Source organism: Candidatus Poribacteria bacterium, from assembly GCA_021162805.1.
In the GTDB taxonomy this organism is placed as follows: Bacteria; Poribacteria; WGA-4E; order B28-G17; family B28-G17; genus JAGGXZ01.
In genome coordinates, this window is sequence record JAGGXZ010000115.1 from 21,970 (window position 1) to 34,481 (window position 12,512).

The following is a 12,512-nucleotide window of genomic DNA, read 5'->3' on the forward strand; positions in this document are numbered from 1 at the left end:
GCTGTGGAGATGCTTATAAAATCGAAGAGGTTGGACAGGCTTCCGCCTTATATGTTCGGCAAGCTCAAGGAGATGACGCTCGAAAGGCGTCGAAAGGGGATAGACGTCATCGACCTAAGCATGGGCAACCCCGACAGACCCACCCCTCCCCACATCGTCGAAAAGCTCCGTGAGGTGGCGTTGGACCCGAAGGCGCATAGATATTCCGCCTCACGCGGGATATTCAACCTGCGTAAAGAGGTATCGAGGTTCTATGAGCGCCGTTTCAACGTGTCGCTTGACCCTGAGACCGAGGTGATATCGGTCATCGGCACCAAGGAGGGGATCTCACACCTGATGCTCGCCCTTCTCGATGAGGGTGACATCGCCCTCGTCCCCAATCCCTCCTTCCCGATCCACATCTACAGCGTCATAATAGCGGGCGGCAGCTTGATGAAGATCCCCCTCCGGGAGGAGAATCAGTTCGTGCCGGATCTAGCTGAGATAGCGAAGGAGATCGTCCCAAAGCCTAAAGTCCTGATCCTCAGCTTCCCCCACAATCCCACCGGGGCGGTGGTTGATCTGGGTTTCTTCGAGGAGGTGGTGGATTTCGCCCGCAGGAACGAGATCATAGTGGTTCACGATCTCGCCTATGCGGACATCGTCTTCGACGGATATGTGGCCCCCAGCATAATGCAGGTAAAAGGCGCTAAGGAGGTCGCGATCGAGTTCTTCTCGCTCTCCAAGTCCTATAACATGGCGGGATGGAGATGCGGCTTCGCGGTGGGAAATAGGGATATAATCGATGCGCTGGCGAAGATAAAGGGATACTACGACTACGGCATATTCACCCCGATCCAGGTCGCCGCTATAGTGGCGCTGCGCTCAGAGCCCGAGGTGGTCAGACAGACGGCCATGACCTATCAGAGAAGACGTGACGTGCTGGTGGATGGATTGAACAGGATAGGGTGGAAGGTGAACAGTCCGAAAGCGACGATGTTCGTCTGGGCGCCTATACCCGAACCGTACAGGGAGATGGGTTCACTGGGGTTCTCCACGATGCTGCTGGAGGAGGCGAACGTCTGCGTCTCCCCTGGGGCTGGCTTCGGGTCAAACGGAGAGGGATACGTCAGGATAGCCCTCGTTGAGAACGAACATCGGATCCGTCAGGCCATAAGACAGATTAAGAGGGTGCTCAGGTTGGATGAGGTCAACACGGGTAAGATATGACCAAACGCCCCTCATCTTTCATCCGATCCGCGGGAGTTTTCGGCTCCATCACCATGGTCAGCCGCCTCTTCGGGCTGACCAGAGATCTGGTCATAGCCTACTTCTTCGGGGCGGGTCTTCTGACGGATGCCTTCTTCGTCGCCTTCGGAATACCTAACCTGCTGCGACGTCTCTTCGGTGAGGGGGCCCTCAATGCCGCCACCGTCCCCGTAATCTCCGGATACATCGAGAGGGGCGAGCGGAAAGAGGGATGGAGGCTGGTAACGGATCTATTCAATCTCCTTCTCCTTTTGCTCCTTGCCCTGAGCCTGATCGGCATAGCCCTTGCCCCGTATCTGATCAGGCTTATGGCCTGGGGGTTTTCGCGAAATCCCGGTCAGATCTCCATCGCCGCCCACCTTCTAAGGGTGATGTTTCCCTATGCCATCTTCATATGTCTTGCAGCGCTGGAGATGGGCGCATTAAACTCCTTCAACCATTTCGCCACCCCGGCCGCCGCCCCGATCATGTTGAACATATGTATGATCTCGTTCACCCTTCTCCCTTCGCTCCTCCTCGATATCCCCGAACGTGAGAGGATAAATTGGCTGGCATATGGAGTTTTGGTCGGGGGAATGCTGCAGATGGGAATACAGATCCCGCCGATGCGTCGTCGAGGGTGGAGATACGGTTTGAGCTTTAGGCTCACCCCCGACGTCAGACAGGTTCTGCGGCTGATGGCCCCGGCCGCCGTCGGGCAGACGGTGGTTCAGATAAACCTGATGATCGACAGATTGCTCGCCACTTTTCTACCAAAGGGGAGCCTCACATATCTGTACTACGCCAACAGGCTCGTACAACTCCCGCTCGGCGTGTTCGGCATAGCCATATCGACGGCGGTCCTGCCATATCTATCGAGGCAGACCGCTAGAGGGGATCTGGAGGGGATGAAGGGGACGCTGATGAGGGCGTTGAGGCTGGCGTATTTCATCTCCTTTCCGGCGATGGTGGGGATGATCGTGCTGAGGGAATCCATCATAGCCCTGTTATTCGAGCACGGCCTCTTCAACAGGGCGGATACGGCGGGGACAGCCTGGGCCTTGCTCTTTTACTCGTTGGGCCTCTTCTCCTATAGCGGCGCCAAAATAGTCTCTCAGGCCTTCTATTCGCTCAAGGACACCAAAACGCCGGTCATCGTGGGGGCGGTCGCCATGATCTGTAACGCCGCCCTCAACCTGATCCTGATGCGAACCTTCCTTAAACACGGAGGGCTGGCGCTCGCCACGGCGATCTCATCCACGATCAACATGGCGCTGCTGATGTGGATCCTGAGGAGGAGGATCGGCAGGTTGGGCTCCGTCGATCTGATCCGATCGGCTCTCAGGATCACCGCCGCCGGATCGACGATGGGATTGATCTGCTGGACGGTGATGAGGTATTTGGAGCGGACAGGCCCGGTCCTCATAGTGACCGTGAGCGTGCCGGTGGGGATAGCGGTCTACCTTGTGCTATGCTATCTGTTGAGATCAGGCGAGCTGGAGGAGGTGTTGAAGGCGATATGATGGTGGTTTTGAAGAACTCCATCTCCCTCTTTTCAGCCTACACGCTTGCGAGGCTCCTCTCCTTCGCCCTGACCATCCTCCTGCCCAGGTTTTATCCCGACGAGCTCTTCGGCGCATATCTGTTCTCGATCTCTTTTGCCAACATGATGGTGGTCTTCACCGAGCTGGGCATGCAGGCGCCGCTGATAAGGGAGATGAGCGTCAACCGCTCGCGAGCGGGCGAACTGGCCTCCAACGCCCTCGCGATACGGGTCATACTCTGCCTGATCACCTTCGGCGGGATAGCGATATACGTCCATCTGATGGGATACCCCCCCAGAACGATACAGATCGCCTATATCCTGGGCGCCTCGGAGCTCATCAACTCCCTCTCCCAGCTCTTTCGATGCGTTTTCAGGGCCTATGAGAGGATGATCTACGAGTCGATCACGGTCGCAATGGACAGGGTCATCGTGCTTGTGGTCGGGCTCCTGATCGTCGCGAGGGGATATGATATAGAGGCGTTCTGCTGGGTTGTAACCGGATCGAGCCTGTTCATTCTGATCGTCACGGTTATCATAACCGAGACGCTGTTCGTCAGGGTGAAGCTCGGCTTTTCGGCGAAGGTCTGGAGGCGGATAATGGAGTGGTCTCTGCCGTTTGCGCTGGCGAACATATTCAGTATGGTCTATTTTAAGCTCGGGATACTTATGCTCTCAAAGCTCTCAGGCGATGAGGCGGTCTCGTGGTATGGCGTGGGATATACGATCGTCATGGCCCTTTTGGTCCTGCCGGGCGCCTTTTCAGGGGCGATCTTCCCCGAGATATCGAAGATGTTCGCTGCCAAAGATCCCTCCAAGCTCAAACTTGCATACCAGACTTCCCTCAAGCTGATGCTGGCCGCCGGATTGCCGACAGCTATAACCCTCTCCTTTTCGACCAGGGAGTTCGTTCTGTTGTTTTACGATCCACACCGATTCCCGCCCGGCACGATCGACGCCTCGCTCAGGGTGTTGGCATGGTCGGGTTTCCTCTCCTTCCTCAATTTCATCATGATCGCCTTTTACAGGGCGGCCGACAGACGCAAGGCCTTCACCTTTCTGACGGGCGGGACCACCGCCATCAACTTCATCCTCAACGCCGTCATGATTCCCCGATTCAATCACGTCGGTGCCGCCATGGCGATGGCCCTCTCAGAGCTTTTCTTCCTGCTGGTAAGTTTCATCTACATGGGCCGATCGCTTAATCTCAGGGTCAACTGGGGTTCCTTCGCGAGACCCATCCTCTGCAGTCTCATCCTGACCGGTTTTCTCTATCTCGGAGGGGGATGGAACAGGGTTCTGCTGAGCTTGATCGGAGGTTCAGGATATCTGGCACTTCTGGTTCTGACCAGGGGTGTGACGGCGGATGATCTTAGGAGCTTGCAGACATGAGGGTGCTTGTGCTATCCCATCCCTGTGCCATGAAGCCTTACAGACGGAAATTCGAGATACTCGCCGATAGATATCCCCTTGACATCCGCCTGATCGTTCCCCGGAGGTGGGTGGAGAACTTTAGGGAGCTGAGGGTTGAGGAGGATGACTCGAAGGGCTCGAACCTTAAACTCCATCCCAGACCCATCCTCTTTCCCGGGTACACAAGTCGGTTTCTCTACACGCAGGGCCTGATACCTCTCTTCAGGGATTTCCGGCCGGATATCGTACATCTGGAGGAGGAGCCGTGGTCGATGAGCGCCCTTCAGACGGCTGTGCTCAGGAGGATGTACTGCCCCAAGAGCAAATTCATCTTCCGAACATCTCTTTCTATATGGGTGGAGAGGCATTTCTCGAAACTCCCCCATGCCATAGAGAGGCTGGTCTTCAGGGAGGCCGACGCGGCCTTCGCATTGAACGAGGGGGCGGTTGGGATACTGAGGCGTAAGGGATATGCCGGTCCGACCTTTATATTCCCGAATGGGGTGGACACGGAGATATTCAGGCCGATGGACGTGTCCGATCTGAAGAGGTCTCTGGGGCTCAGCTCCGATTTCGTGATCGGATATGTGGGGAGGCTGCTTTGGATGAAAGGGGTGCACGTCCTCATCGAGGCAGCCTCCAAGCTTGACTTCGACTTCCAGATGATGATCCTCGGCAGGGGGGAGTACAGGGATGAGCTCGTGTCCCTCGCTGAGAAGCTTGGGATCTCGGCGAAAGTCCTCTGGGTGGATGCCGTCCCGCCGAATGAGGTTCCCAGATACATGAACTGCCTGGATGTCCTGGTCCTTCCATCGCTTACAGCGCCGGACTGGGTGGAGTTCTTCGGTAGGGTCCTGGCGGAGGCGATGGCGTGCGGGGTGGCCGTGGTGGGATCGAATTCGGGGGATATACCGAACGTTGTGGGAGAGGCGGGGTTGATCTTCGAGGAGGGAAACGCCGATGATCTGGCGCGGAAGCTAAAGGAGCTGCATGACTCCCCATCGCTGGTCCAGAAGCTGCGGCGAAGGGGGCTTTCGAGGGCGTTGAACCTCTATTCATGGGATAAAATCGCCGAGGAGACGTACAAAGCATATCGGTTGATATCAACCGGCGGGAGATGGTAAACTCTAATGCGTAGGGCGTAATGCGTGAGACGTAAAGCGTTCTATCCGGGAGCTTAACGTCTATGTTTTCCCGTCGTTTCACGCAGTCGATTCGGAGGTGAGGCGGTTTGAGGTCAAAGATCGAGGGAGACCTTGAGGGGAAGCTCAAATTCCTTCCCGATTCCCCTGGCGTTTACATAATGCGCGATCTGAAGGGAGATGTCATCTATGTCGGCAAGGCGTCGTCGCTTAGAAACAGGGTCAAATCGTATTTCCAGCCCTCCTCCCTCTCACGTCCTCCGACAAGGCCGATCGAGAGATTTATACACAACGTGGCCGACCTCGAATATATCGCCACGCGCAACGAAGTTGAGGCGTTGATGCTGGAGGCGAACCTCATAAAGAGGTATCAGCCCCGGTATAACGTCAGACTGCGGGATGATAAGAGATATCCCTTCATCGGGATAACCCTCTCCGATCCCTTCCCCGGCATCTACGTGACGAGGGAGACGGGCGAGGAGGGCGTCAGATATTTCGGTCCCTTCATAAACACCGCCGTCGCCAGACAGATCGTCAAGGAGCTGACGAGGATTTTCCCCATAAGAACCTGTGACAGGATATTGAAGCTCAGCGGGAACAGGATGAGGCCGTGTTTGAACTATCACATAGGCCGCTGCTCGGCGCCATGCGCCGGTAAGATATCCCCCGAGGAGTATCGGGATCTCGTCAAATCGGCCTGCACCCTGCTCTCCGGCGGAAAGGGAAGGTTGATCGAGGAGCTTCAGGCCGAGATGAGAAGAGCGGCGGAGGAGCTGAAGTTCGAACGAGCGGCCAAATTGAGGGATAGGATAGAGGCCGTGAGAGAAATGGTCGATCATCAGAGCGTCATATCCCCTTCGGCCGACGATGAAGATGTGGTGGGAATCGCATCGCAGGGCGACGAGGCATGCGTGCAGGTTCTAATGGTTCGGGACGGCAAATTGATCGAGAGGGAGCATTTCTTCCTCTGGGGCGCCGAGGGGGCGAGCCACGGTGAGATGATAGCCGCCTTCCTGAAACAGTTCTACTCCGAGGGCTCCTACGTGCCGGGCCATATCGTGCTGCAGGAAAGGCCGGACGATGAGGCCATAGCCGATTGGCTCTCCGAGCTGCGCGGGGGCAGGGTCTTCATCCACGTGCCGGTCCAGGGCAGAAGGGCCAAGCTGATCGAGATCGCGCGGAAAAACGCAGAGCTGCTGCTGAGTGAGAGGCGCAAGAACATGGCCGCATCGGCCACCGAGAACCCAGCCCTGATCAGGCTCAAGGAGATACTCGATCTTCCGAGGACACCGGCCAGAATAGACGGATTCGATATCTCCAACATCGGCCCGGATCACGCCGTCGGCTCGATGGTGGTCTTCGAAAACGGAGAGCCTTCCAAGAGCTGGTATCGGAGGTTCAAGATCAAAATGGTGGAGGGACAGGACGATTTCGCCATGATATACGAGGTGACGATGAGACATTACCACAGGGTCATGGATGGCGAGGAGCCGATCCCCGATCTGATCCTCATCGACGGCGGGAAAGGCCAGCTCAACGCCGCATGTCAGGCGCTAAAGAAACTGGGGCTCGATCTCCCCGTCATATCGCTGGCCAAGGAGTTCGAACACATATTCCTGCCTCATAGCGTCGATCCGATAGTCCTGGATCGAAGCGATCCGGCGCTCAGGCTGTTACAGAGGATCAGGGATGAGGCACATCGTTTCGCCCTGTCCTATCACCGCAAACTTCGCTCAAGACCTCTCAGCTTCTCCATGCTCGATAGGATCCCCGGCGTCGGCCCCAAGAGGAAGAGAAGGCTTATCAGACATTTCGGATCGCTGGAGCGGATCAGAGAGGCATCCGTCGATGAGATCGCCTCGCTTGAGGGGATGAACAGAACCATAGCGGAGAGGATCAAGGAATTCCTCGGAAAACTTGAGGTGAGGGAGAGTTGAAGCTCGAGGAGGTTCTCGACAGGATCGAAAAACCGCTGAGACTGGAGATGAAATCGGGCTTCAGGGACAGGGCAGCCGTTGGAGGGATCGAGAGATACGTGAGCGAATGGGTGGAAAAGGCGCTGAAGCTGGATCTGGAGGATCAGACGCGGGGCATGCTTGAAGGGCTGCGCAGCTCGGTCGAGGGATACTCCGGGCTCGACGCAAACCGGCGCAAAGCCCATATCAACAGGGCGATCGAGCTGATAGGGAGGATCAGAGAGAGGGAGACGTCGAAGATCCAGCCTCTGCTCTTCGATTGGCAGGCGGCCTCCAGGGATAAGGCTGAAAGCGACGAAGATCGGGTCGAGCTCTCGTTTCCGCCCGCCGATGAGGACCCTTCCGTTCTGGAACACCTCCTGAGACCGCCTCTCGCTGTCAAGGGTATAGGCCCGAAACGATCGGGGCTGCTAACGGCACAGCTCGGTATAACCTCCATCCTCGATATGCTCGAGTACTTCCCCGCCGGTTATCTCGATAGGAGCAGGATCAAACGGATCTACGACGTCGGACGTTCCGGAGAACCTGAAACCGTCCAGGGAAAGGTCGTCAGCGTGACGCAGTTCACCTCCAGAAAAAGCGGTCAGAGGATAGTCAAGGTGGTCATCTTCGATGAGACGGGGCTTGCCTCGCTCGTGGGTTTCGGCAGGTTCGGCGAGTTCCTCGAGAGGGCTCTTAAGGTCGGCGACCATCTCGTCGTCAGCGGCAGGTTTAAGCGGGCGTTCAACGAGATACAGACGTCAGACTTCGAGTTCGAGATGCTCTCAGATGAGGAGGCCGAGCTGATCCACACCGGAAGAATCGTACCCAAGTATCGGTTGGCCGGGCCGATCACGCAGAGGAACATGCGATATATGATGAGGTTGGTTCTCGACCAATTCCTGAATCTCGTTCCGGAGCATCTTCCGATGGAGATGAGGCGAAGGCTGAGACTGATGGACAGGCGATCGGCGATCCGGAACATACATTTCCCCGAATCCCACGGGCATCTGCGACAGGCCAGACGAAGGCTCATATTCGACGAGCTGTTCCTCATACAGCTTGGGCTGGCGCTGAGAAAACGCCGTGTGGAGTCGACGGGCGGGATAAGCTTCAACGTGAACGGGCCGTTGCTTACGCGTTTCCTCGAAAGCCTGCCCTTTAAGCTGACCTCCGCTCAGAGGAGGGTGATAGAGGAGATCAGATCGGACATGTCGAAGCCCCATCCGATGAACAGGCTGATACAAGGGGATGTGGGTTCGGGCAAGACGGTCGTGGCGGCCGCGGCGCTGGTCATAGCGGTCGAAAACGGATATCAGGGGGCCATGATGGCTCCCACCGAGATCCTCGCCACACAGCATTTCAACACCCTCGATCGTCTCCTCCGCCCCCTCGACGTGAAGGTCGCCATGCTCAGGGGTGAGATGAGAGGCTCTGAAAGGAGAGCTGCCCTTGAGGCCATACGATCGGGCGAGGCACAGGTGGTCGTCGGAACGCACGCCCTTATACAGGAGGGTGTGGAGTTCAACCGGCTGGGGCTGGTGATCACCGATGAACAGCACAGGTTCGGCGTGCTGCAGAGGGCCGCTCTGAAGGGAAAGGGTCTCTCCTCGCCGGACGTGCTGGTCATGACGGCGACGCCGATCCCCCGGACGCTCGCGCTGACCGTCTACGGCGACCTGGATCTCTCGCTTATCGATGAGCTCCCGCCGGGCAGGAGGAAGGTTAAGACCTTCTGGGTGTCCGAGGATAAGAGGGAGGAGATGTATGAGTTTATCAGGCGCGAGGTGCTCGCCGGAAGACAGGCATACGTGATCTATCCGCTGGTGGAGGAATCGGAGAAGCTGGAGGACATTAAGGCCGCCACGGAGATGGCGGAGAAGCTGCAAAATGAGGTCTTCCCCGATCTCAGGGTCGGGCTGTTACACGGAAGGCTCCGACCTCAGGAGAAGGATGAGGTGATGAGGGCGTTTAAGGCCGGTGAGATAGATATACTGGTCTCGACGACCGTGGTGGAGGTCGGAGTGGACGTTCCAAACGCGTCGGTCATGGTGATAGAGCATGCCGAGCGGTTCGGATTGGCTCAGCTACATCAGCTCCGGGGCAGGGTCGGCCGCAGCGCACATCAGTCATACTGCTTCCTCATCGCCAACCCCAAAAGCGAGGAGGCCCGCAGGAGGGTGGAGGTGATGGTGAGCTCCAACGACGGGTTTGAGATAGCCGAGGCGGATATGGAGATAAGAGGACCTGGTGAGCTCATGGGCACAAGACAGTCCGGCATGCCGGACCTCAAACTCGCAAACCTGCTGAGAGACGCGGACCTGCTGGCGCTCGCACGTAAGGAGGCACAGAGGCTCGCTGAGGCCGATCCGGAGTTGAAAAAGGCGGAGCACAGGATGTTGGGGGAGATAATAAGAAGGGTCTGGCGTGAAAACCTGGAGATGATGGCGATAGGGTAACCCTCAGATCGAAATTTTCTGTAACATCTCCCCCTAAAACCGTGTCTGCAGTACCATTTAAAAAGCAAAAGGCTTATATCGGCAAAGGAGCTATTCAAATCATCCGCCGGATTTTGGCAATGACGACATTGAGGATCATGGCTCCTCACCGCTTTGCCTCAGAATCCTTTCGTAATCCCTCTCTGATATCCACACCCCTTCTCTGATCATCTTATCGAGAAACGGTTTGACTTCCCCGATCAATCCCTCCTCCTTTGCCAATATCAATAAGGAACCGCTTCGAAGGAGAACTATTTGGGTATCCGTGAGGAAATAAGCGGCTACGTCATGCGCCTTTTTATCGTCGATTAGCAGATAAGCTGCCTCCAGTTCCTTCGCCAAGATTATCGTCTCGGCGTCAGCTTCACTCAATCCGAAGGTTTGAAACCTTGGGAGCTCCTCTAAGTTCCTTATACTCTTGACGAGAAGCCATCCTGATACTTTCCCCCTTTCTACCTCCCTTGCTCCAGCTCTTCCTTTACCCCTGACCACCACTTCCTTGAAAACCCCTTCAGATATCACTGCTGTCTCAAAGAGAGCTCGAACAAGTTCGAAACATCCAGCTTTGCTTAGGGCAATAATAGAACTGCTATCAACAACGATCATCTAATTCCCCTTCTATAGGAGGATCGGAGTTCCCGGTACTCCTCTTCTATCTCACCATCGCCATACTCTGAAAGGGGAATATGATGTTGAGACATCAACTCTATAAAATCCTGCGGGGAAGTTCCCAGAAGTTTAGCCCCCAGAGAGACTGATATCTTTCTCTGCTTCACCATCTCCAGAACAATCCATCTTTTAAGCGACGCCTCAAGCTCGCCGATATCCCATAGATCGAGGATTTCCTCCGGAAGTTCTATCTTGAGACCTCTAGACATAGTCGTCTTCACCTCTTATCCTCGGATATTCCGATTCTTTCCAGCTCCGACATTAAAGTAGCATCTCATCACCTGGAAGTCAAGCTTGACATGCCCTTATCGGTGGGACAAGATATCCCGATGTTGAGATCCAAAGCGGCCAAGCTTGAAGCGAAACTTTTTGTTAAAAATCGCCCGAATTGTTGTCTAAGCAAGAGTCAGAAAACCTTTTGACCTAACCCCCTGTCCCCCTTCCCCGCGGGGAAGGAGGAATCCTTCTTGAACGAAGAGAACGCTTCGGCAAGGGATAGAGTAAACTCCCCTCTCCGTGTCGGAGAGGGGAAGGAGGAGAGGTCAGTCAGAAAAGTAGGGGCTAGGCATTCTTCTTTGAATGCCTAGCCCCTACTACCGGGATGGTTATCTTAAGGGCGCAAGGCCTTGCGCCCCCTACAACGACGGAAATTGTCATCCTAACTGTGAACCATCTCCCTGTTACCGATAAATTTCTTATGCACCCAAGCACAACCCAGCCCTCCAATAAACTGACCACCACCTGGAGGAGGAATTAAGAGGGCATCTTTATGGGCGCCCTCAAATTTAAGGTATCGATATGATCCCGACATTCCCACTGATCCTTACCCTCGTTCCCAGCGATTTACAAAGCGATCCGTATTTGTTCAATGCTTCCTTCGCCTTATCTCCGGAGAGGATCACCGGCTGGCATCTTCTTTTCGGGTTATCCACCAGAATTGGTATAAGCTTTATCCGCTTGGCTTTGTCCTTGGAGAAGGTTATCACAGGCAGGACGGTTGTGGCGTGTAATTTATCGTAGAGGCCGAAGATGAAATCGGCTAGGCTATAGATGACGGGTTTCCCGTTCACCAGCTCTGCCCCGTATAACCTATGTGACTGCTGACCGATTACGATGTCGGCCCCAAGATCTAACATCATCTTCGCCCAGAACCTCTGCTTTTCAGATACACCCTTCGATCGGCCGCCGATTCCCCAATGTACCATAACCACAACCAGATCGGCAGCTTTTTTCGCCTTGGGTATCTCTCGCTCAAGTATCTCCGGAGCGAGGGGACATGGTCCGGGGGTTTCAAGATCCGCATATTTCGAGGTGAATTGATCGCCCCTGAGATAGGCTAGAAAAGCGACTCTGATCCCCTTCACGCTCACGGTCACCGGCTTGCGCGCCTCCTCCAGATTTTTCCCCACGCCAACCGTCTTAACCGTATACCAATCCAGAGCGTCAAGGGTCTCCTTTATCCCCTCCTCCCCATAATCGGTTATATGAGGGGTTGCGAGCGAGACAAGTTTCACTCCTCTCCTTGCCAGACCTCTCGCCACGGATATCGGTGCGCGGAACGGAATTCGGACATCCGGATCGGGCTCGCTGCTAGAAGTGATCGGCGAGTTGAGAAACCCGACGGTTAAATCGGAGCTTTGCAATACCTCACGAACCCCATCAAACGGGAACTCTGCCCCTTTCTCCTCCAAGAGCGGTTCCATCTCCTTGGTAAAGGTCATCTCCCCCAAAAAGGCGAGATTTATCTCAGCATCAGCTTGGACTACCCCGAAGAGGGAGGGCAACATCAGTAGAAAAGCGACCGCCAACATCCTCGGAAAACCTCCGGTCAATTCACCCTTGGTGGTCTCGATCTCCGCGACTTGTTATTTCGGAAAATGCCGATGTCTTGGACTTCCGACGACGATCATCCCGAACCTCTCCATATCCCATCTTGATCCGACAAGCGGAACTAACTCGCAAAACCCGCGCGAATTAAACCAGTTGAAGATCCATATCGCTCTTATGAGCTTCTTCATCTTCCTTTTCTGAGGCGTTTCTTTGCCCACATCGTCACCTCCTGCCG

10 protein-coding genes are annotated in these 12,512 nt (G+C 55.5%); 6 read left to right on the forward strand and 4 right to left on the reverse strand.

Annotated elements, in window-relative coordinates; genetic code table 11:
* Positions 1–9 precede the first annotated feature (9 nt).
* The 6 genes from J7M22_08985 to recG all read left to right on the forward strand — a co-directional run bounded on the left by J7M22_08985 (position 10) and on the right by recG (position 9,739).
* Complete coding sequence (locus J7M22_08985) at positions 10–1,209, forward strand: aminotransferase class I/II-fold pyridoxal phosphate-dependent enzyme (protein ID MCD6506744.1); 1,200 nt, start codon at positions 10–12, stop codon at positions 1,207–1,209.
* Entirely contained in the window at positions 1,206–2,750 is a 1,545-nt protein-coding gene (gene murJ / locus J7M22_08990; protein ID MCD6506745.1) for a murein biosynthesis integral membrane protein MurJ, read from the forward strand. The genes J7M22_08985 and murJ overlap by 4 nt, the downstream gene beginning before the upstream one ends.
* Positions 2,747–4,162, forward strand: a complete 1,416-nt coding sequence (locus tag J7M22_08995; GenBank protein ID MCD6506746.1) for a flippase — start codon at positions 2,747–2,749, stop codon at positions 4,160–4,162. The genes murJ and J7M22_08995 overlap by 4 nt, the downstream gene beginning before the upstream one ends.
* Entirely contained in the window at positions 4,159–5,307 is a 1,149-nt protein-coding gene (locus tag J7M22_09000) for a glycosyltransferase (GenBank protein ID MCD6506747.1), read from the forward strand. The genes J7M22_08995 and J7M22_09000 overlap by 4 nt, the downstream gene beginning before the upstream one ends.
* Positions 5,308–5,414: 107 nt before the next feature.
* Positions 5,415–7,262: an excinuclease ABC subunit UvrC gene (gene uvrC, locus J7M22_09005; protein ID MCD6506748.1), complete on the forward strand. Its 1,848-nt coding sequence runs from the start codon at positions 5,415–5,417 to the stop codon at positions 7,260–7,262.
* The gene (gene recG, locus J7M22_09010; protein MCD6506749.1) at positions 7,259–9,739 is read left to right on the forward strand and encodes an ATP-dependent DNA helicase RecG; all 2,481 of its coding nucleotides are present in this window, start codon (positions 7,259–7,261) and stop codon (positions 9,737–9,739) included. The genes uvrC and recG overlap by 4 nt, the downstream gene beginning before the upstream one ends.
* A 135-nt stretch (positions 9,740–9,874) precedes the next feature.
* On the opposite strand, the gene J7M22_09015 is transcribed toward recG, so the two are convergent.
* The 4 genes from J7M22_09015 to J7M22_09030 all read right to left on the reverse strand — a co-directional run bounded on the left by J7M22_09015 (position 9,875) and on the right by J7M22_09030 (position 12,495).
* Positions 9,875–10,384: a DUF3368 domain-containing protein gene (locus J7M22_09015; GenBank protein MCD6506750.1), complete on the reverse strand. Its 510-nt coding sequence runs from the start codon at positions 10,382–10,384 to the stop codon at positions 9,875–9,877.
* Complete coding sequence (locus tag J7M22_09020) at positions 10,381–10,656, reverse strand: UPF0175 family protein (protein MCD6506751.1); 276 nt, start codon at positions 10,654–10,656, stop codon at positions 10,381–10,383. The genes J7M22_09015 and J7M22_09020 overlap by 4 nt, the downstream gene beginning before the upstream one ends.
* A gap of 576 nt (positions 10,657–11,232) precedes the next feature.
* Complete coding sequence (locus J7M22_09025; GenBank protein ID MCD6506752.1) at positions 11,233–12,258, reverse strand: CapA family protein; 1,026 nt, start codon at positions 12,256–12,258, stop codon at positions 11,233–11,235.
* Between the two features lie 54 nt (positions 12,259–12,312).
* Entirely contained in the window at positions 12,313–12,495 is a 183-nt protein-coding gene (locus J7M22_09030; GenBank protein ID MCD6506753.1) for a hypothetical protein, read from the reverse strand.
* Between the last annotated feature and the right edge of the window lie 17 nt (positions 12,496–12,512).